Origin of the sequence: Flagellimonas taeanensis (genome assembly GCF_003584105.1) — a bacterium.
Classification (GTDB): domain Bacteria; phylum Bacteroidota; class Bacteroidia; order Flavobacteriales; family Flavobacteriaceae; genus Flagellimonas; species Flagellimonas taeanensis.
Map to the genome: position 1 here is coordinate 183,585 of NZ_QXFO01000018.1, position 22,292 is coordinate 205,876.

A 22,292-nucleotide genomic window follows, 5' to 3' on the forward strand; every position below is an offset into this window, starting at 1 on the left:
GCGTTTCATCGATATTTTGGAGCAAAAACAACCAACTCTATATGAAGAGGTTTATTTTTGTTATAAACTGCCTATTTGTCAACCTTAAAACCTCATTTTCAGTGATTAAAAAATTACTTTCAACCGTATTGATTCTATGTGCAGTTGTTGTCAATGCACAAAATTTACACACTCAATCCAATGCTGCCTCACCCGAGAATGAGTCTAATGGTACAACAGGTTGGACAGGCGGTGCAACCATAACATCTTCATCCGAAGACCCACAATCTGGAAGTTTTTCTATCAGGGCCGTGTCCACCAACAACAATGGAAGAAACTTGGAATACGGTTTTACCGCGGTGGTCGGTGTGGATTATGTTATTCGAATTTGGGCCAAGGAAGGCCCAGAGGTAAGTCCTAACAATGAACCGGCCTTTGCGAACTGGACCGGTCTTGCAGGATTTACGACAACAGTGATTGCTGGTTCCACTTGGAATGAATACGTTTTTAATGTAACGGCAACTTCAACTTCACCAGTAATTAGAATCTTTACAAGTCCCTACACGCAAAGACTTGTCCAAGGAAATACCATTTCTGTTGATAATGTGTCAATTATTGCTGAAGGTAGCGATACAGAAGCACCAAGCGCTGTTACGAACCTTTCGTCTGCCAACACAACAGCTACAGGAACAAGCCTCTCTTGGAATGCATCAACCGACAATGTAGGGGTGACCAATTATGAGGTTTTTCAAAATGGTGTAAGTATTGCCAATACAGGTACAAATACAACGTTCAATGTTACCGGCCTTTCTCCGAACACATCCTATAACTTTACCGTATTTGCCGAGGATGCTGCGGGCAATACATCTGCAGTAAGTAACACGGCAGTAGTGAACACGCCCAACTTGGTGGATACGGAGGCCCCAAGTGCCATTACAGACCTTACTTCCTCTAATACGACATCAACAGGAACAAGTCTTTCTTGGAGTGCTTCCACGGATAATGTTGGGGTGACCAACTATGAAGTTTTCCAGAATGGTGTAAGTATTGCCAATACAGGTACAAATACAACGTTCAATGTTACCGGCCTTTCTCCGAACACATCCTATAACTTTACCGTATTTGCCGAGGATGCGGCAGGAAATGTTTCCACAGTGGGCAATACGGAAACAGTAAATACACCGGCTCCTCCAGATACCCAAGCACCAAGTGCGGTAACGGGATTGTCATCTTCGAACACAACTTCTACTACTACCGATTTGACTTGGAACGCTTCCACCGATAACATAGGAGTGACCAACTATGAGGTCTTCCGCAACGGGGTGAGCATTGCCAATACAGGTACGGCCACAACGTTCAACGTAACAGGCCTTTCGCCAAGCACGAGCTATGATTTCACGGTCTTTGCCGAGGATGCTGCAGGCAATGTTTCCACAGTGAGCAATACGGCAACCGTGAACACAACTGGCACACCAGATACGGAAGCACCAACCGCGGTTACAGGTTTGTCATCCTCGAACACAACATCCACTACTACCGATTTGACCTGGAATGCTTCCACTGACAATGTTGGGGTGACCAATTATGAGGTATTCCGAAACGGGGTGAGCATTGCCAACACAGGCACGGCTACAGCCTTCAACGTGACAGGTCTGTCGCCAAGTACAAGCTATGATTTCACGGTCTTTGCCGAGGATGCTGCAGGGAATACCTCTACGGTGAGCAATACAGAAAATGTGTTGACTTCTGCGGGTAGCGGTATTGTGGATTATACTTCTGAAAATGCCAATAGTACTGCGGTGGATTGGACAGCAAGGGATTTGTTTGCAGATAGGAACATTGGTATAGGAACAACCAATACACAGGGATATAGATTGGCAGTTGCTGGAAATGTGATTGCGGAAGGGGTAAAAGTAGAGCTTCAGGGAAATTGGCCCGATTTTGTCTTTGAAGAGGGATTTGACCTGATGGATCTATGGAAAGTTAAAGCTTTCATTGCTGCCCATGGCCATTTACCAAACATTCCAAGCGCCCAAGAGGTTCAGGAACAGGGGATAGACCTTGGACAGATGAATGCCAAATTGTTACAGAAAATAGAAGAGCTCACACTTTATATATTATCTCAGCAGCAGGAGATCAATACATTGAAAGAAAAAAACTCTGAAATAGAATCTATTATAAGCAGAATTGAAAAGTTGGAGAACAAACGATAGGACTTCTTTTCTATCTGAGTAAATGTTATTCTTACTTGACCGAGCTTAACTAAAAAATTATTTGCCCAGCATATCTTGCTCTATGAAAAAAAAATACTTTTTAGCCATCAATGTATCATTAGCTTGCCTGTTTTTTGTACAAATTACATCTGGACAAAGTATAAGGAAAAGCTTTTTGGAAATGTCCGATTATGAAGTGACTGAGCTCGTGAATGCATTTTATGAGTTGAGGAACGGTCCGGATCTTTTTAATGACTTGGCACAATTCCACGGGCAGTTTTTCAATTACGACAATACTGCCGACCCAACTCGACTGGATTTGCACTTTAATCTTCCCGATGAGCCGGAAAGGGAGATTTTTCTGGCTTGGCATAGAAGACAGATGTTCGAAATGGAACAAGCGGTTCAGGAAATCAATCCGGACATCAGTTTGGCCTTTTGGGATTCTTCGGTTTACCAATCCCCAACAGACGCATTATGGGACGAGGAACTTTTGGGAAGTTTCAATGTCAATTGGTCCTTGGGTAGGAATCTCGGGGGCAATGGCCCTTTGCCCACGCCATTGGATGTGTCCAATTTGATGGCAATGGACAATTTTTTTCAATTTTCCAACGAATTGGAAAGGCGACCAGTGCACAGGGGAGCGCATGTTTGGACAGGAGGGGCCATGCCAACCACATTGTCGCCCAGAGACCCCGTTTTTTACTTTCACCATTCTTTTGTTGATAAGGTATGGGTGGATTGGGAAGCCATACATGGCACTTCTGCTTTCATTGCCACCTCAATGCTGAGGTATGATGGCACCTATGTATTTGATGGGGAAACCTTGCCACTGGTGGACCCCAACGATATCACCGATTCCAGGGTATATGGGGTTTTTTATGCCGAAGATGGACTCGCTGAATTGGACAACTATATTGTAAGCAACACGTATAATCCTGAAGAGATTTTCTATTATCAGTTCAATATTCAGGCAGGAAATAATTTTATTGTGCCTGATGGTACGGTGGCGAGTTTTAAATCGTTGAACGAGATCAATCTTGTCCCCGGATTTGAAGCCGTCCCTGGCTCTTCATTTGAAGCTGTTATTGATACCGAAAATGCAGGTTTGATGAACAAGGCCTTTTCCAAAGGTGCTGTTGCCCGTTCCAATAACCCTTATCCGTATTCTGAGTTGATCAACGAGGCCGTTGTTTGGGAAGAAGGAGGAGACCTGTTGGATGATAAACCTATTGTTCTTACTGCGGCACCAAACCCATTTACAGAGAAAATAACCATCAAACTCAACAAACGAAAGGACTGTGTGATAGAGGTGTTCAATATGATGGGTATGCTGATCAGGGAAGAAGCGTTCCAAAACACGGATACCATGGTCATCAAAAACCTTTATGGATTATCTTCTGGATTTTATGTGATCCGGGTCACGGATGCCAATGGAGAGATATTGGTGGTGAAAAGGATAATAAAGATGTAAAAGCTGAAATACCGACACAAAAAAAGGGGGAGCAAAATTTGCTCCCCCCTTTTTTTTTGATATGTTTTACGATCAGTGTTTGCCATGTTCCATATGTTGGGTCTCAGGGTCCCTATATTTACAGCATTCGGGCAAATTGTCGTAAACCTCTTGTGGAGCCGTAAAACCCTCAGAATCGTGGCCCACTTCAGCTATTTGCTTTTTGATGTCGTTGATGGAACATTTTCTTTCATCAATGATGGCTTCAAACACTTTTGTGTCCGCATCCCAAGTGGCAAACTTGACCCCTTTCATTTTTATGGCAGTCTTTTCTATCCGGCTTTTGCACATCCCGCAATTGCCCTTTATCTCAAAACTGACCGACTTGTTCTTTTCCTGGGCATGGCCAATTCCCATTACAACCAGGGCCAAAAGTGTAAGTAGTGTTGTTTTCATTTTATCTGAATTAAATTTTATATCTAAACCCTGCGTAGTAGGTGCTCCTCAGAACAGGACCATACAAAATGGTGCTGTCAAAATAAGTGCCAAAAGGATCGTTGCTCGACAAAATTGGGGAATCTTGTGTAAAATTCCCGATGTTTTCGCCTCCAATGTAACATTCGAACTTATTGGAGAACACTTTGGTTACCTGGGCATTTATCAGCATATAGGAAGGGGAATGGGAGGGGAGCTGAAATTCCTCTGGGTTGGCACTTGTATTGGGCAATCGCATTCTGCCCAACCAGTTGGCGGTAAAATCAAAACGCCATTGGGCCCCCTCGCGTATTTTGGGCGTTTCATAACTCAGGTTGGCAAAAAAACGATACGACGGTTGTAGGGGCTTGTCCAAGGTACCACTGTTATAATCTGTGGCCACATCAAAGAATTTATAAGTGGACCTCAAGTGAAAATCCTGTAGTACTTCATAGTTCAGGTCTACCTGTAGGCTATTGGAATAGCTCTTCCCATTGAGATTATAGAACGCTATTTCCCTTGGATTTTCCCAATCGACCACAATCTGGTCTTCGAACTGGGTCCGGTAAAAATCGATGGAAAAATCCAACACCCTGTTCCAAACATATAACTTTTGGATAAAGCTCACGCCATAGTTCCAAGCCTTTTCAGGATTTAGGCCATAATAGTTACCACCGCTTCCATCGATTCGTATCTGTCTTGCCGATGCGAAGAATTGTTGGTTCTCGGCAAAAATATTGGCACCCCGTTTACCCCTGCCAAATGAGGCCCTGAAAGTGGCCTTGTCCCAGAGGGAATACCTCAAGTGGAACCTAGGGGTCAGGAAATTGCCCAAATTGTTATGGTGGTCTGCCCGCAGGCCGGCCTCGAAACCGAGACCTTCCAGATTGTCAAAGGTGTATTCCAAAAAAACACCTGCAGAGTTATCACTGCGTTCATAATCAGTGGCATTCACCATTTCGCTAAAAGTATCATGGGTAAAGCTTAGGCCAGTTTTGAACTTGTGCTGTGTACTGCCAATGATACTGTTGAAAATAAGGTTGGAATAAAAGGATTCATGGTTGATATCGTATTGGTTCAATCCATAATAGGAATCCTGGTCATGGGTGCTATAGGCGGTTTGGAACCCAAAGCTTTGATAGGGCAGATCGGGAAAGACATAGCCCAATTTGGCCGAAAGGTCCAGTCGGGAAGTATTGATCTCGCTTCCCCATGCATTTGTGGTGAGCTTATCGGTATCAGGATCAAAATCCGTTTGCCCCATCTCTTTACCATCCGAAAGGTACTGGATATTGGCGTAGGCCACCCAACCACTGTCGGGGTCCAGGTATTGCCATCGGTTCATCAGATTGATCTGGTTGGCCAATGGCGTATCCAAGAACGAATCTCCGTTGTCGTCCACATAGCCGTTCCTCAAATTGGCGTGGATGTAGAGGCCCACACCCAATTCATCCGTAATGGTGTGGTTGAACCGTGAATTGAATTCATAGCGCTCATAATTGTTGGCATACATGTTCAGGAAAAAGCGCTTGTCTGTAAGGGGTTTCATGAGTTCGGTGTTGATATGCCCGGAAATGCTCTCGAAACCGTTCAAGACACTTCCTGCACCTTTGGTGATCTGTATGCTCTCTATCCATGACCCTGGGGTAAAGGATAGCCCAAAGACCTGGGAAGCCCCTCTAATGGAGGGCATGTTTTCTTGGGTGAACATAAGATAAGGGCTGTTCAGCCCCAACATCTGTATTTGCTTGGCCCCTAAAATGGCATCGGATACATTTACATCCACCGTAGGGTTGGTCTCAAAACTTTCGGATAGGTTACAGCAGGCTGCCTTGAGCATTTCCCTACTGTCCACGGCCACCACATTCTGTACTTTGAACAGTGATTTTTGGATGGGGGCCACCTCTTTTTCCACAACCACTTCATCGAGGACCACATTGGGATAGAGTACAATGTTCCCCAGATTGGGACGGTTGACAGGAATGGTGTCCGAACGGTATCCCATGGAACTGATGACCAGTTGTTTTATACGGGCTTGGTATGGAGTGTTAAAATTTCCATCAAGGTCGGTTGTTGTTCCTATGGTGCTGGAAAGCCAATAAACGCTGGCGTTGGCCACCGGTATGATCTTTCCCTTCTCACTGTATTCCAAAACCCTTCCGGAAACCTGGAATTGGGAATAACAGTGGATGCCAAAGAAAAATAGGAAGACGGTGAGGGAAAATTTCATCCTAAAAAGAGGTTATTTTAGCTTAAAACTACATTATTCAAAGATTACTGCATGATTACCGTCAATATTTTAACAATGAAATGCAGTTCATGGATTTTTTCAGTTTTTGATGGATAATAAAATTTGCGAGGCCATTTATATGGTAATTTTACGTAGAACAGTCTTCCTATTCCATTGATGAAATGTTACTGATAAGAACCATTGTTTTTCTGGCCGTTACTTTTTTCGGGGCTTTCCTTGTTTTTCAATGTGGAGCAGTAGGACATGAATATGATGCAGGTTCCAAAATACGCGTGATCAATAATACCTCCTTGCACTTTACGGAAGTATCATTGTTTTCCATGGCATTGAAGGACTTGGGCCCACGTGATACCACATCATACGTTGAACTTTCGTTTGATGCTTTGAAGGATGACCCCTTGATCTATTGTACCTACAATGGGAAAAGAATGGGAAGGTATGTGCAGATACCAGAAAAGGGAACAGGGTTGGCGTCCTATGTGATCGATAGTTTGAACAATGACATTATATATGTGAGTTATCGCATAGATGACAAAAAATGAACAATATGAACATCTTTATAAGTGATATGATATGATTGGTTTTTTTGAATGGTTGCGCAGAGCTGCTTTTTGGTCTTTGGATGCATTGAAGGGGGGGCAGGTCAGAAAACATTATTTGGAAATCCAATCCATATTGGATGAGCCAGAATCAGAAGAGAACCAAAAGATCAGGCAAAAAATCCTACAAGACCTTTTGGAACATACAATTGAAACAGTTCCCTTCTATAAGGATATTGATAAAAGTTCATTTTGCCTTGAGGATTTTCCTATAGTAGAAAAGCAGATGGTACGGGAAAATTTCGACCAGTTTCAAAGTGAACTATTGGTCAATGAAAATAACTACACGGTCACCACCAGTGGTTCTACGGGAAAACCGTTCAAATTACTGCAGAACAAGGACAAAAAGGCCAGAAATTCTGCCGATACTTTCTTTTTTGCCGAACAAGCAGGGTACAGGCTTGGTTCTAGGCTTTTTTACCTAAGGTTGTGGGACAAGCAATACCAAAAGAACAGGCTTTTGACACTGGTACAGAACATGGCAACTTATTCTGTGGACGACCTCACCGAAAACAATCTGGCAAGATTGGTCAAGGAATTGCAAAGTAAGGGGCCGGGCAAAAGTATTTTGGCCTACACATCGGCATTGGAAACCATCTGTACGTATGTGGAACACGATCACCAAACACCTTTGGACTGCAAAATTGATTCCATTATAGCCGTGGCTGAGGCATTAAGCCCAAATACGCAGGAGCGAGTGAAAAATTGCTTCGGGACGGAGGTCATATCCAGATATTCCAATAGTGAAAATGGCATATTGGCACAACAACGAACAAAAAACTTTACTGAAAACTTTCAGGTCAACTGGGCGAGCTATCACATTGAAATATTGGATCTAAACAAAGACAGGCCGGTTAAAGAAGGTCAAACTGGCAGAATTGTCATCACCGACCTTTTCAATTATGCTATGCCCCTTATCAGGTACGACACGGGAGATGTCGGTGCCATGGAGTATGACGCAAAAAATAAAGCAATGGCCCTTACCAAAATAGAGGGTAGAAAGATGGATATGTTCACCAATACCAAGGGAGAATATATTTCTTCACACATCATCCACCACATACTACAGTTTGGAGGTATTGACCAATTTCAATTTGTTCAGGAAACAAATGGGGAATATATCATTAAAATGAAAGTTTCCCTCCAATATGATTATGCTGATGAAGCAAGGATACGACAGCGCTATGCAACTTATTTTGGAGAAGATGCCATGATCCGTATTGAGTATGTGGAAGATATTCCATTATTGCCATCGGGTAAGCGAAAACTAGTGATCAATAAATGGCAACAAACTCCGGCCAATATTCTATCCGAAGAATCCTTTGACTAAGGCTGATAGGAAATCCGTCAAGTTTGAATTCGCATTATTGAATCTTAGTGCTGGACTTTACCCTTTCTATAGTCATCAAAACTAGGCATCCCAATTTCAGAGTCCAGAGCTACATCTTGTCGAGAAATTACTTTAAGAAAGGTTTTATATAAAATAGTCAAATCCAAGGCAAAGGATAGATGGTTCACATATTCAATATCCTTTTGTAACCGAGTGTCCCAATCCAATAGGTTTCTGCCCGAAATCTGTGCCAAACCGGTTATTCCCGGCCTTACGGTATGACGTATTTTCTCCTCTGTGGTATAATAGGGCAAGTAGCGTACCCTGAGTGGTCGTGGTCCAATAAGGCTCATGTCCCCTTTGATGATGCTTATGAGCTGGGGGATTTCATCCAAAGAAGATTTTCTAAGGAACGTGCCAAACCTTGTGACCCTAAATTCATCGGGCAACAATTTTCCATTTTCATCTTTTTTGTCCGTCATCGTCTTGAACTTGATGATGTGGAACACCCTTTCATTTTTACCAGGTCTGGGTTGTAAGAAAAAAGGTTTTCCATTATTGACGAACAAAAGGATGAACCATATGAGGATAAAAATGGGAAACAAAAGGGTAAAACCGATGACCGATAGAACAAAATCCAATATCCTTTTGAAAAATAGCCTGTACATTGATTATTTATGGTTGAGGTTTTTGTAATAACGCTGCTTTCGTATAGCCATTGTGTCCTTTTCCAAAAAGGAAGAAAAACTAAGCTATTTATGTTAAATCAAAATTAATGAAAAGCCAGGTGCAAAAATTGCGAATAGGGCTTGTATATTAAATAATGTTAAAATAACTTGCAGTTCATCGAGTTTTGGGTGTCGACGAAATCCACTTTGTTTCAAATTTTCGTAGTGGGAATGTATTTCATCGAATAATTTTGTTTTTGGACGAAATAACTTTGGGGAAATACTAGTTTTATAATCCGAAATCTCGAATGAACGAATGAAGTTATTGAATCGTACCCCACTAGCCATGATTTTTTTGGTAGCAATTGTCATGTTTTTTTCCGCATGCGGAAAAGACAGTGACCTATTTGACGAATATGTACTGGAGCCTGAAGAAGAGGTAGTTGAACCAGGAGACCAAGACGGTAACGGAGACACGGATGGAGAAACAGGTCAAAATCCTGATGGAGGTCCCAATGAAAACCCTACAGGAGGTATTGATTTTGACACTCCTGATAATCTTGAAAACACCAATAAAATAGAGGGTACATATTACCCTGCTTCCCAGGCGGACATTACCAACCCTGCCAACGCAAATTACAAAGCGGTAATCAGGGAGTCCTTTGAATGCAATGGATGTACCTTTGCCGCAAATCAGACCATTGAACCCGCCGGAGGTGTCATCAGTGGTTCCAACATCAACCTGAATGGGGCCTACATTGAGAATACCTATAAGCAGGCTTTCTCCCCATCGGTGAGTTTCAGTGAAGTTTACAAAGCCTCCAGAATAAGTGCAGAGACCTTTGGGGCTGTGTCTGGTGATTCATCCGATGACACAAGTGCCATAGATGCGATGATCAACAATAGCCAATTGGCAGTTGGAGCGGAAGGCGGTACCTATATAAAGAACAGACCTTCAAATTATAGAAGATCTGGTACTTTGGATTGGAACCTGAATGGCTCTGTAGTGAAAGTGACCAGTGCTTCCAATTTTGATACAGGACAGGTTTCTGTGGACGCCATGTTCGATATCACCAACTTATCACCTAACATCCACAATGGTGAGTTTGACGGCACGGATACATACGGAAGACTTTTTTACTTGCATGGCCAGGAACACTTTAGATTTCACAAGCTCTACGTGCACAATTTTTATGCCTCATCAACCTATAGGGCTGTTGCTTTCAGGTTCACAATCGATGCTGCATCGTCGGGGTTCAAGTATGGGGAGTTTTCGGACTGTGTCATAGACAAGATCGTGGCCCAGGGAGATGGAAACTATAACAATGCCCCAGCTGGGATTTCCAAAGGATGGTGGTATACCATTTCAGGGATCAATTATAACGATCCGTTTACTGTGATGCACATGAACAACAAGGTCACCAATATTATTGGAGATGACGCCGAGGCCTTCTATGCCATTCAGGGAGGTGGTTCGTTGAATCATGACAGTAAATTCATTTTTGACAATGAAGATTATAGATATTGTACCAGAAGGGCCATCAAGGCTTGCGTGTCCAATGTCGAGATCAAGAACAGTTATTTTGAGGAAATACCTGAATCGTTGTTCAAATCTGCTCAGCAAATGGGTACTATGATTGATTTTTTCAGTACCCAGAGTAGTAATCTGATCCAGAACATTAGGGTGCATGACAATGTGATCAGGACGGTACCTGGTAATGATGCCCATTACTATTTACTTTCCTTGACAGAGGTCAATGATGCCATAATCACTAACAATACGTTTACGATGGAGAGTACCGGTAACTATGGAGGTGTTAGATTGGGATCAAATACGAGCTCTTATAATGGTGCTTTGCAGAACATCCAAGTGACGGGCAATACCTTTAACAACTGTTATGTAAATACAATGTACCAATATGCTCCAGTGAACAATCAACCTATAAAAGTAGATGGAAACCTTTTCAATTTCACATCCTCACAAGGGATTGATGTTGCCGCACTAAGATTTTCACAAAACAGTGGTTCACAAGGCTATGTTAACTTTGTAAACAATGACATCAAAGTGAATATGAGCTCTCCCAATGGCATCAATGGAGTGATTGCCAGTAACGGGGTGAGTGTTGTTGGAGTTACCATCGAAAATACAAAAGTGACCTATTCCAACGGCCAATCATCCAGACCATTTGGATATCTAAGAGGTAGTTTTGATGCATCCAACACCATAAAGGATTGTGTTTTGAATGGAGCCAGTGGTTCCAACGCCTTGGAAGTGGTAGGTGGAGCGCAATCAGTTCAAGTGGTAAATAGCACAGACGCCAGTGGCAATCCTATAACAGTGAAATAAGCATATATGATTTTTGGTAAATTTGGCCAAAACAAACTGTGTGTTTATAAAATTAAAAGAGGGGCTTTCTAAGCCCCTCTTGCATTTTCAAGGGTCTCTGCATTTCACAATTTGAAGTTGATGGAACACCCTATCCAGAAAAAATGGCATTTCATATAATAATGCTTGCTATATGCTGTTTAATGAACATCTTTGTAGTTAAAATCTAAAACGTGGGAAAAAAAGCATTGATTACTGGGGTCACTGGACAAGATGGGGCCTATCTAAGTGAGTTCTTATTGAAAAAAGGGTATGAGGTACACGGTCTGAAACGCCGTTCCTCTTTGTTCAACACGGATCGTATAGACCACTTGTACCAAGATCCTCATGTGGAGAACAGAAACTTTATCCTACATTATGGGGACATGACGGACAGTACCAACCTGATTCGATTGATCCAAGAGATCCAACCCGATGAAATATACAATTTGGCCGCGATGAGCCACGTCCATGTTAGCTTTGAGACTCCTGAATATACAGGCAATGCCGATGGCCTCGGGACCCTTAGGATATTGGATGCTGTACGTTTGTTGGGGCTTGGTGACAAAACCCGTATTTACCAAGCTTCTACGTCAGAACTCTATGGAAAGGTACAAGAAGTACCACAAAGCGAAACCACACCATTTTATCCACGAAGCCCTTATGCCGTGGCCAAAATGTATGCCTATTGGATAACGGTGAATTACCGTGAAGCCTATAACATGTATGCCTGTAACGGAATTTTGTTCAACCATGAATCACCCATAAGAGGGGAGACTTTCGTGACCCGAAAAATAACCCGTGCCACCTCTCGGATCGCATTGGGGCTACAGGACAAATTTTATTTAGGGAACTTGGATGCCCAACGGGACTGGGGACATGCCAAGGATTATATACGGATGATGTGGATGATCTTGCAGGCCGATGAACCAGAGGATTGGGTCATAGCCACGGGTAAGACCACTCCTGTGCGGGAATTTGTACGGATGAGCTTCAATGAAGTGGGGATCGAGCTGGAGTTCAAGGGAAAGGGTGTTGACGAAAAGGCCTATGTAAAGGCGTGCAACAATCCCGAATACCAATTGGAAATTGGAAAAGAAGTATTGGCCGTAGATCCAAAATATTTTAGACCGACAGAAGTGGACTTGTTGATAGGGGACCCGACCAAGGCCAAGACCAAATTGGGCTGGGTGCCTGAATACGACCTAAAGGATTTAATCAAGGATATGATGCAGAGCGATATCAAGCTCATGCAGAAGGAACAGTACCTTAAAGAAGGAGGATATCGCATTCTTAACTATTTTGAATAAGGATGAGATTGAACGCTAAAATTTATGTGGCGGGCCATAGGGGATTGGTAGGGAGTGCCCTTGTCAAAAATCTAAAGGCCAAGGGCTACACCAATATTATAGTCCGTACCCATGCAGAATTGGATCTGACCAATGCCCAAGAAGTGGCGTTGTTCTTTGAAAAGGAGCAACCCGAATATGTTTTTTTGGCGGCGGCAAAGGTAGGGGGCATTGTGGCCAACAATACCTACAGAGGGGAGTTTATCTATGACAATTTGATGATCCAGAACAATGTGGTCCATCAAAGTTATCTGAACGGCGTAAAAAAACTGTTGTTCTTGGGAAGTACCTGTATTTATCCCAAACAATGTCCCCAGCCAATGAGGGAAGATTATTTGCTGACCGATGTCCTGGAATATACCAATGAACCCTATGCCATTGCCAAGATTGCCGGAATCAAACTATGTGAGAGTTATAATCTTCAATATGGCACCAATTTTATTTCGGTAATGCCCACCAACCTGTATGGCCCCAACGATAATTTCGATCTGGAAAAATCGCATGTACTTCCTGCATTGATACGGAAAATACATTTGGGAAAGGCTTTGGAAGATGGGAATTGGCAAATCATAGACAGGGATTTGGACCGACTCCCCATTGAGAAAGTATCGGGTTCATCCTCTAAAGAGGCCAAGCTGGCAATTCTTGAAAAATATGGGATAACGATGTCGCCAACAGGTGACGTATCCGTGGAGATATGGGGTAGCGGAAAGCCCAGACGTGAGTTTCTCTGGTCTGAGGATATGGCCGATGCCTGTGTGTTCATCATGGAACAAAGGGATTTTGTGGATACCTATGAAGAAGGGCAGAAGGAAATAAGAAATACCCATATCAACATTGGAACGGGAAGTGATGTTTCAATTGCTGAACTGGCCCATTTGATCAAAGACCAAATAGGTTTTCAGGGAACGTTTGTCTTCAATACCGAAAAACCGGATGGCACCATGGAAAAGCGCACTGATGTCACCAAGCTCAATAAACTGGGATGGCGGCACAAGATTGGAGTGTCCGAAGGACTTGCCTTGATGTACAGATATTATCTCGAATAGAACCTAAGTAAAGGTCAAACTTAAAATAGACAACCTCATTCCAAAACCTTGATCGGAAAACTCACAACCTACATAGCCAATAACGCCGGTTTCACAAGATACCTTAAGAATACATCTTGGCTCATGGCGGAGAAGATCTTACGACTTTTGATAGCCTTGAGTGTAGGGGTTTGGGTAACCCGTTATTTGGGTCCCGAACAGTTTGGGGTGTTGAGCTATGCACAGAGTTTTGTCGGAATTTTTGCAGCATTGTCATCATTGGGTCTTAATGACATCATTATTAGGGAATTGGTCAAGAGTCAAGATCAAAAAGATGTGATATTGGGCTCTTCCTTTGGCCTACAGACCTTGGGTTCCACGATCATCATGTTGATACTCACCATAAGTATCTTTTTGAATGATAATGATGCGCTCACCAATAAGATCATCATCATATTGGGCCTCCTGACATTTGTGAATAGTTTTACTGTGATATCATCCTACTTCCATAGTCTGGTACAGAGCAAGTATTTTGCGGTTACTGGATTGGTTGGTGTTTTCATTTCAGCCTTGTTGAAAATATACTTCATACTGGGCGGGTATTCACTGATCTTTTTTGTATATGTGTTGGCCTTTGATGTCATTTTCTTGACGGCTGGGCTTATTTGGTTTTATACAAAATCGGGGCAATCATTGTTGGCTTGGCGGTTCTCTTGGAAGATGGCAATGAGTTTGTTAAAAGACGCATGGCCATTGATATTGAGTGGGATAATCGTATCCATCTATATGAAAATCGACCAGGTAATGATAAAGGAGTTTATGGGAAACAGTTCAGTGGGACAATATTCTGCGGCTGTCCGCTTGAGCGAGGCCTGGTATTTTATTCCTACGATTATCTGTAGTTCATTGTTCCCTGCCATCATAAATGCAAAAATAAAGAGTGAGGAACTGTACATGTCCCGGCTCCAAAAGCTATACAATTTGATGGTGGTGCTGGGAGCTGTTGTCATTTTGCCCGTTCTTTTATTGAGTGATTGGATGATCGGGATTTTGTATGGAGAGGCTTTCAGTCAATCTGCGGGGGTACTGGATATCCACATCTTGGGCAGTGTGTTTGTATTTTTGGGGGTGGCCAACCAAAAATGGTTCATCAGTGAAAATTTTCAGGCATACAATATTATCTGTTTGGGTTTTGGAATGGTGGTCAACGTTATATTGAACATTATTTTGATACCGGCACTAGGAATAATGGGTGCCGCCTATGCCACATTGATTTCCCAGTTCGTGGCATCGGTTTTGGCTCCAGTGTTTTTCAAAAAAACAAGGGGTTCTTTTTTTATGATGCTAAGAGCCCTCTTTTTTGTTCAGATTTTTAAGGACAGAAAAATAGTATGACCCTGGGAATAGGTTCTAATTGCCCAAAAAACAATTTTTGGGAGTAATTAGAGTTTTTTAAGTATCCAACAACTCTCTTATTTGAGAAATTTGGACTAGTAATAAAATAATCAACCAAGAACAAAAAACTTCAACAAAAATGTGCGGAATTTTAGGAACGGTACCTTCCTCAGATCATAACCTGTTCAAGCAAGCCTTGGATACCCTAAGCCATCGTGGGCCCGATAGTTATGGAATAGAAAATATATCCGATGAGGCTTCCTTGGGACACCGAAGACTTTCCATCTTGGACATCTCTGAAAATGGGCACCAACCCATGTTCCATGAGAGTAAAAGATATGCCATCATCTTTAACGGGGAAATCTATAACTTTTTGGAAATCCAAAAAGAGTTGGAACTTTTGGGACACACGTTCAGGTCTTCTTCCGATACAGAAGTATTGCTGAAAGCCTATATACAATGGGGCGAAAGCTGCGTGCTCAAGTTCAACGGCATGTGGGCCTTTGGCATATGGGACGCCGAAGCAAAACGATTGTTCCTATCTCGCGACAGGTATGGAAAAAAACCGCTGTTCTATGCACATGTCAACGGTAAATTTGTGTTTGCTTCTGAGATGAAGGCCATATTTCCATTTATGGACCGCGTGGAAGTTTCGGAGGATTTCCATTGGATGAAAAAGAACATTTTCTTCTATGAGGCAACGGAAAAATGCCTGATAAAGGGCATCAAACGCTTCCCGGCAGGACATAGTGGTCATTTGGAAGCTGGAGAACTTAAAATCTATAGGTATTGGAACACCTTGGACCATTTGGTGGAAGTTCCCAAAACATATGAAGAGCAGGTGGAGCATTTTAGAGAGCTCTTTATGGATTCCTGCAAACTCAGAATGCGTTCGGACGTGACCATTGGTACCGCATTGAGCGGAGGGCTGGACAGTAGTGCCACCATAGCCGCCATGGCCAATCTGGCAAAGAACAACAACAGTTACTCGAACGATTGGCAGCATGCCTTCGTAGCCTCTTTTCCGGGAACTCCCTTGGACGAATCCCACTATGCCAAAATGGTGACGGACCATCTGGGCATAGGAGCCACTTTTGTGGATATCGACCCATTAAAGCATTGGGACAAATTGGAACATTACTTTTATTTGTTCGAAGATCTCTACATTACCTCTCCCTTGCCCATGATCATGCTCTACGGCGCGGTCAAGGAGAACGGTACCACCGTTACCTTGGATGGACATGGAGCTGATGAGCTTCTCAGTGGTTACCAACAAGGGGCACTTGAAAGCCTTTGGGATGCCAAGTTCAGCCCCAAAAACACCCACGATATCCTGAGCATCTACCAAGGCTCCATAAACGAGGACAAGGTGCAGTATAATAGGGTGGGCAATTGGAAGCTGTACAGGGAATTTATGGTGAAGAAGATGGCCAAGAAAATCTTGGGAAAAAAGATGCCCTCTGTGGATAATCGCCATCCCAATTTCGGAAAACTGGACAACCTTACCCAGTACCTCTACGCCATGTTCCATGAAAACATTCTGCCCACGCTCCTGCGCAACTACGACCGCTATGCCATGATCAATAGTGTTGAAATACGGATGCCTTTCATGGACCACAGGATCGTGAGTTTTGTGAACTCATTGCCCTATTCCAGTAAAATTGGGAATGGATATACCAAAAGGATTGTAAGGGACGCCTTGGATCCTTACTTGCCCAAAGAGGTGACCTGGAGAAAATCCAAGATCGGTTTCAGTTCCCCGATTGTAAACTGGATGCAGAACGACCTCTCCGAATGGTTCATGGACATCACCAATTCAAGTGATTTCCTTCAATCGAATCTGGTTTCAGATCCTGCTCAATTGAGGGATAGGATCACAGCCATTGTGACCAAGGAGAACCATAATTTTACAGAGGCCCAAAAATGCTGGACAGATTTATCTCCTTACATTTGGGGCAATGCCATGCTAAAAAACAATACAGTGGGCGTATAATTTTAGAACGTCCTTCTTGTTCCAAAAACAGACTTATGGTCAATACGTTAAAAAAATGGGTGCTTTCCAATGCTCTTCTGACCAGGATGGCCATTTTTTTTAGACGCATACACCTCAAACAAAAAAGGAAGATCACTTTTCAAAAAGGTGCTTTTATAGGATTTTCCGTGGACTGCGGAGGAAGAAATGGCTTTGGAAAGAACAGTTCCATAGTTTCATCGCGCATCGGCTACGCATCGTATATTGCCGAAGGGGCCAAGATTGCAAAGACATCCATTGGGAAGTATTGTTCCATAGGGCCCAATGTCAACTGTATCTTTGGTAAACACCCATCCGGAACCTTTGTCTCCACACACCCCTCCTTTTTTGCATTGAAGACCCCAGTGGGTTTCACTTATGCAGATCAGCAGTATTTTGAGGAATTTGCACGACCGCACGAAGGCACATACAGCATCACCATTGGAAACGATGTATGGATAGGGGCCAACGTATCCTTGATGGATGGCGTAAAGATTGGCGATGGGGCCATTGTGGCCGCAAATGCCCTTGTCACCAAGGATGTGGAGCCTTATACCATTGTGGGCGGTGTACCTGCCAAAGTGATCAAAAAGCGTTTTACGGACGATCAAATTGCATTTCTATTACAATTGAAATGGTGGGAGAAAGAAAAGGAATGGATCCAAAAAAATGCCGGACATTTTAGAAATATCGAAAATTTTGTGGAACAGTTAAAAGGCTTAGGATGAGGATTCCCATAGTGGTGGTGGCCTACAATAGGCCGAGATCGTTGAGTAGGTTGTTGGGTTCCTTGGCAAAGGCCACTTATCCATATAGCGATATTGATTTGATCATCAGTATAGATAAAGCTGAAAACAATCAAGATGTGTTGGAATTGGCCAATGGGTTCCAGTGGGGCCATGGCAATAAAAAAGTGGTCTATCAAGAACAGAATCTGGGCTTGAGAAAACATATTTTGAAATGTGGCGGCCTCAGCGTGGAATATGGAGCCGTGATCGTATTGGAGGATGACCTGTATGTTTCTCCCAATTTCTATGTTTTTACGGAGCAGGCCTTGAATTTTTCTTTGGGCGAATCCAAAATAGGCGGTATATCGTTGTACAACCATCAACTCAATGTGCACACAAGGGACAATTTTTCTGCCCTTGAGGATGGTTATGATAATTGGTACTTCCAATTTGCTTCTTCATGGGGGCAGGCCTGGACCAAGGAACAATGGTCCGGATTTATGGAGTGGTACGAAAAGGACCCTAATATAGATGCCAATACGAATGTCCCTGCCTATGTCAGGAGTTGGTCCCCAAAGTCGTGGTTGAAGTACAACATTGCCTATCTGGTGGAAAATGACCTGTACTTTTTGTATCCAAAAATTTCATTGACCACCAATTTTAGCGACGCGGGCACCCATGTGGGGAACGATAGCACCATCTACCAGGTTCCATTGGACCAGGGAAAGCATAGGCAGTATCATTTTTCTACGGTTGAAAATTCCTTTTCGATCTATGATGCTTTCTATGAAAATACCAAACTCCATATACCCCTTGGTCTTGACAGGGAAGAGTTGTGCATTGACCTTCATGGGTACAAGCCATTAAGCGGGAAAAGGTACGTTTTGACCCCGAAGATGATGGACTTTGTGAAGGACAAATCGTTCGGTAAATCCCTAAAACCGCATGAGGACAATATTTTTTGTGATACTCAGGGGAATGAAATATTTCTGTATGATACTTCCATAGTCCAAAAAAATACAGCAGTACAGGATTTTGATAGGACAGTGGCCTATAATTTCAAGCAGATTCCTTATAGATTGACCCGAAAGCTGTTTATAAGACAATCATTTCAAAAGATGAAAGGGCTAATGGGAAAAATAACCAAAAAGAGGTAGCGTGTTCAAGGAGATACGAAAAATAGGACTTCCCTTTGCGGCATTGTTGTTCATCTATTTGTTGAACCCCTACGGGCTGAACATTTATATAGGGTATCTTCTGGCCGGATTGATGCTTTTGCAGAAGGATTTTCTGATAAAAAATGTGGACAAGGAATTTTTGTCATTGCTGCTGTTTTCCTTTACATATGCTGCTTTTTTCTCCTTTGAACCCAAAGCGGGGACGCAATATATTGTCATTTATGCTATTATGCCGGTCACGTTTTATCTTTTGGGCAAATTTTGTGCTGAAAAACTTCAGGATAATCGTAATCATTTGATTTTGTTTTTGTTGCTCTCAGGAGTGATTTTTTCTATTTCAGCGGTTCTTTCCGTTTTTACCGACATTCTCCAAAATGGATATAATGTGGTGGATCGAAATCTCCCCAACTATTGGACGGGGAACATTGTTCCCGCCACCATCATGGGATCATACTTTACTATTCTGATGACTTTGCCTGCGGTATTGATACCGAAGATCAACAAACTTTCCTTGTTTTGGAGGATATTGTTGTTTGTCTTGTATGCCGTGGCCATGGCATGTATTTTACGAATAGGCAGTAGAACACAAATAAGCATTAGTCTCATTACCCTATTTATATCTTTGGTCTATGTGATGCCACGTCAGTCATTTAGACGAAATCTTTTCATGTTTATATTGTTCTTTTTGGGTGTCTTTTATGTAGTCAACACGGTCAGTTTTGATTTGAACCAAGATTGGCTTTCCGCTTTTGCGAATAGAATGGAGGATAGCCAAGATATGGCTTCGGGAGGGGGACGGACAGACCGTTGGGCCAAATCCATGGAAAATCTTTTTAAAAAACCTTTGGGTTGGAGTGAACACGAGTTTGGACATGCCCATAATCTTTGGTTCGATGTTCTACGGATAGGTGGGTTCCTGTCGTTCTTTTTTCTGATATTCTTTACTACCAATGCATATTTGACCGTATTTAGAGCGATAAAAAAGGATAAGGCGGCCTATGCACTGAACAATCAGATCATGGTGTACACATTTGCATTTTCAATGGTATTTATGGTAGAGCCCATTCTTGAAGGAATGTTCGATTTTTTTGCCTTTTTCTGTTTCTTTATTGGTGTTGTAAAAAAATACAGTACTACCGATTATCCCGTAATTGGATAGACTCATCCAAAAATATGCTCCACTTTGATACTTTACCGTACTTTTGTGATGTTAAAAAACACAAACCTTAACAACCATTGACCATTACCCCATCTATGAACAAGCTTGCTGTTCTTCTCACCTGTTTTAACCGAAAAGATAAAACCATAGCGTCCCTGACCGCCCTGCGCTCTGCATTTGAGGGTTCGGGCAAGGATTGGCAAATGTCCATATACCTTACGGATGACGGTTCTACCGACGGCACTTCGGAGGCAGTTAAGGAACATTTTCCAGAGGCCAATATATTGAAGGGCAATGGGTCCCTCTATTGGGCAGGAGGGATGCGAAACTCTTGGAAGGAGGCCGTCAAGGGGGATTATGATGCTTACTTATTGTTGAACGACGATACCAATGTATACCCTCATCTTTTTGATGCGGTAATGGAGACCCACCAGTTTTGTGAGGAAAAATATGGAATGGGAGGTATATATGTAGGAACCACAGTGGATGCCCATACCAAAAAGGCAAGTTATGGGGGGGCGGTGTTCACCAATCGTTTTTTGGCTAAAATGAAACGGTTGGAACCTCAGGACAAACCGATACCTTGTGAATTGGGCAATGCCAACATCCTGTGGGTCAGCAAGAACGTTGTGGACAAAATAGGTATGCTCTCAGAAGGCTACGTCCACGGCATGGCGGATTATGATTATACGATGGAGGCAACAAAGAAGAATCTCCCAGTGCTTATTATGCCGGGAACCGTTGGTGAGTGTATAAACGACCATAATGACAAGTATTTGATTTTTATAGAATTGCCTTTTGAGAAAAGGCTTAAAATGCTAAAAAGCCCGATTGGATTTGATTTTGTGTCGCATTCCCATTTCATGAAAAAACACTTCCCTTTTAGATATCCATTGTTTATCCTAATCGGATATTTTAAAGTATTTTTCCCTAAACTATACTACAATTTACTGTACAAAAAAAGAAAGAACTGATATGCCAAAAAAGAACCTGATTGTTTTTGGGACAAGACCAGAAGCCATAAAAATGGCCCCTTTGGTGAAGGCTTTTCAAAAATCCGATCAATTTGAGACGAGGGTATGTGTGACCGCGCAACACCGTGAAATGTTGGACCAGGTTTTGGAGTTTTTCGAGATCGTTCCAGATTATGACCTCGATTTGATGAAACCTGGACAGAATCTATATGGACTCACTGCGGCCATCATCACCAACATGCAGGCCGTTTTGGAATCATACCAACCCGATTTTGTGTATGTCCATGGGGACACCACCACTACCATGGGTTCCAGCATAGCAGGTTTCTACTCAGGGGCCAAGGTGTGCCATGTTGAGGCAGGTCTGCGTACGTTCAATAAGTGGGCCCCGTTTCCAGAAGAGATCAATAGAAGGGTAACTGGTCATGTGGCCGATTTTCATTTTGCACCAACGAAAACCTCTCATCAAAATTTGAGGAATGAAGGCATTGATGAAGAATCCATAACCATTACGGGAAACACGGTCATCGATGCCCTACATGAAAGTGTGGAAAGGGTGCAAGCGCTTGATTCTGACGAACTGGATAAGCTGAAAACCGTAATCTCAACCGATAAAAAGATTATTTTGGTGACAGGCCATAGACGTGAAAATCACGGACAAGGCTTTATCAATATCTGTCAGGCACTGAAAGAAATAGCCGAAAGGTTCAGTGATGTGGAAATTGTTTATCCAGTCCATCTGAATCCAAAAGTACAAAAACCTGTTTATGAGCTTTTGGGCGATATGAAGAACATCAAATTGATAGACCCTTTGGCCTACCCGGAGTTTGTTTGGTTGATGAACGAAAGCCATATGGTAATCACGGACAGTGGCGGTGTGCAGGAGGAGGCACCGAGTTTGGGCAAACCAGTGTTGGTAATGCGGGATACAACAGAGAGACCAGAAGCTGTGGCAGCAGGAACAGTGATCCTAGTAGGTACCGACAAGGAAAAAATTGTATCGGAAACCATAGCTTTGTTGACCAGTGAGGAAAAATATACAAATATGAGCAGGTTGCACAATCCCTATGGGGATGGCAAGGCCTGCGAACGCATTGTTGAATTTATGAAAAAACAAGTATAGTGGCACAAAATACAG

At 42.7% G+C, this 22,292-nt stretch carries 17 protein-coding genes; 14 read left to right on the forward strand and 3 right to left on the reverse strand.

The window, feature by feature from the left end; genetic code table 11:
* Positions 1-101: 101 nt before the first annotated feature.
* Positions 102-2,192, forward strand: coding sequence for a fibronectin type III domain-containing protein (locus D2V93_RS08875; RefSeq protein ID WP_182849976.1), 2,091 nt, complete (start codon positions 102-104; stop codon positions 2,190-2,192).
* A gap of 181 nt (positions 2,193-2,373) precedes the next feature.
* Entirely contained in the window at positions 2,374-3,666 is a 1,293-nt protein-coding gene (locus D2V93_RS08880; RefSeq protein ID WP_245978160.1) for a tyrosinase family protein, read from the forward strand.
* Positions 3,667-3,738: 72 nt separating this feature from the next.
* Here the strand turns inward: D2V93_RS08880 and D2V93_RS08885 are convergent, their stop codons facing one another.
* Together D2V93_RS08885 and D2V93_RS08890 are read right to left on the reverse strand one after the other, a co-directional pair.
* Complete coding sequence (locus tag D2V93_RS08885; RefSeq protein WP_119619218.1) at positions 3,739-4,101, reverse strand: heavy-metal-associated domain-containing protein; 363 nt, start codon at positions 4,099-4,101, stop codon at positions 3,739-3,741.
* A gap of 10 nt (positions 4,102-4,111) precedes the next feature.
* Positions 4,112-6,349: a TonB-dependent receptor gene (locus tag D2V93_RS08890; RefSeq protein WP_119619219.1), complete on the reverse strand. Its 2,238-nt coding sequence runs from the start codon at positions 6,347-6,349 to the stop codon at positions 4,112-4,114.
* Positions 6,350-6,531: 182 nt separating this feature from the next.
* Here D2V93_RS08890 and D2V93_RS08895 point away from each other — a divergent pair, with 182 nt between their 5' ends.
* On the forward strand, positions 6,532-6,912 hold the full coding sequence (locus D2V93_RS08895; protein ID WP_119619220.1) for a hypothetical protein: 381 nt from the start codon (positions 6,532-6,534) through the stop codon (positions 6,910-6,912).
* Positions 6,913-6,943: 31 nt separating this feature from the next.
* Positions 6,944-8,299, forward strand: a complete 1,356-nt coding sequence (locus D2V93_RS08900) for a phenylacetate--CoA ligase family protein (RefSeq protein ID WP_119619221.1) — start codon at positions 6,944-6,946, stop codon at positions 8,297-8,299.
* 44 nt (positions 8,300-8,343) lie between these two features.
* On the opposite strand, the gene D2V93_RS08905 is transcribed toward D2V93_RS08900, so the two are convergent.
* On the reverse strand, positions 8,344-8,967 hold the full coding sequence (locus D2V93_RS08905) for a sugar transferase (protein WP_119619222.1): 624 nt from the start codon (positions 8,965-8,967) through the stop codon (positions 8,344-8,346).
* A 370-nt stretch (positions 8,968-9,337) separates the two neighbouring features.
* On the opposite strand from D2V93_RS08905, the gene D2V93_RS08915 reads away from it, so the two are divergent.
* The 10 genes from D2V93_RS08915 to wecB all read left to right on the forward strand — a co-directional run bounded on the left by D2V93_RS08915 (position 9,338) and on the right by wecB (position 22,277).
* Positions 9,338-11,314, forward strand: a complete 1,977-nt coding sequence (locus tag D2V93_RS08915) for a hypothetical protein (protein ID WP_119619224.1) — start codon at positions 9,338-9,340, stop codon at positions 11,312-11,314.
* Between the two features lie 212 nt (positions 11,315-11,526).
* Positions 11,527-12,642, forward strand: coding sequence for a GDP-mannose 4,6-dehydratase (gene gmd / locus D2V93_RS08920; RefSeq protein ID WP_119619225.1), 1,116 nt, complete (start codon positions 11,527-11,529; stop codon positions 12,640-12,642).
* 2 nt (positions 12,643-12,644) lie between these two features.
* Positions 12,645-13,730, forward strand: a complete 1,086-nt coding sequence (locus tag D2V93_RS08925; protein WP_119619226.1) for a GDP-L-fucose synthase family protein — start codon at positions 12,645-12,647, stop codon at positions 13,728-13,730.
* Between the two features lie 48 nt (positions 13,731-13,778).
* Complete coding sequence (locus tag D2V93_RS08930) at positions 13,779-15,104, forward strand: flippase (protein WP_262696663.1); 1,326 nt, start codon at positions 13,779-13,781, stop codon at positions 15,102-15,104.
* Positions 15,105-15,243: 139 nt separating this feature from the next.
* On the forward strand, positions 15,244-17,097 hold the full coding sequence (gene asnB / locus D2V93_RS08935) for an asparagine synthase (glutamine-hydrolyzing) (protein WP_119619228.1): 1,854 nt from the start codon (positions 15,244-15,246) through the stop codon (positions 17,095-17,097).
* A gap of 35 nt (positions 17,098-17,132) precedes the next feature.
* Entirely contained in the window at positions 17,133-17,843 is a 711-nt protein-coding gene (locus D2V93_RS18980) for a CatB-related O-acetyltransferase (protein WP_409557888.1), read from the forward strand.
* The gene (locus D2V93_RS08945; RefSeq protein ID WP_119619229.1) at positions 17,840-19,000 is read left to right on the forward strand and encodes a glycosyltransferase family A protein; all 1,161 of its coding nucleotides are present in this window, start codon (positions 17,840-17,842) and stop codon (positions 18,998-19,000) included. Before D2V93_RS18980 ends, D2V93_RS08945 begins: the two co-directional genes overlap by 4 nt.
* 1 nt (position 19,001) lies before the next feature.
* The gene (locus D2V93_RS08950; RefSeq protein WP_119619230.1) at positions 19,002-20,180 is read left to right on the forward strand and encodes an O-antigen ligase family protein; all 1,179 of its coding nucleotides are present in this window, start codon (positions 19,002-19,004) and stop codon (positions 20,178-20,180) included.
* A 95-nt stretch (positions 20,181-20,275) separates the two neighbouring features.
* Positions 20,276-21,154 carry a glycosyltransferase family 2 protein gene (locus tag D2V93_RS08955; protein ID WP_119619231.1) on the forward strand — a complete coding sequence of 293 codons (879 nt, stop codon included), beginning with the start codon at positions 20,276-20,278 and terminating at the stop codon, positions 21,152-21,154.
* A gap of 1 nt (position 21,155) precedes the next feature.
* Positions 21,156-22,277: a non-hydrolyzing UDP-N-acetylglucosamine 2-epimerase gene (gene wecB / locus D2V93_RS08960; protein ID WP_119619232.1), complete on the forward strand. Its 1,122-nt coding sequence runs from the start codon at positions 21,156-21,158 to the stop codon at positions 22,275-22,277.
* Positions 22,278-22,292: the final 15 nt, after the last annotated feature.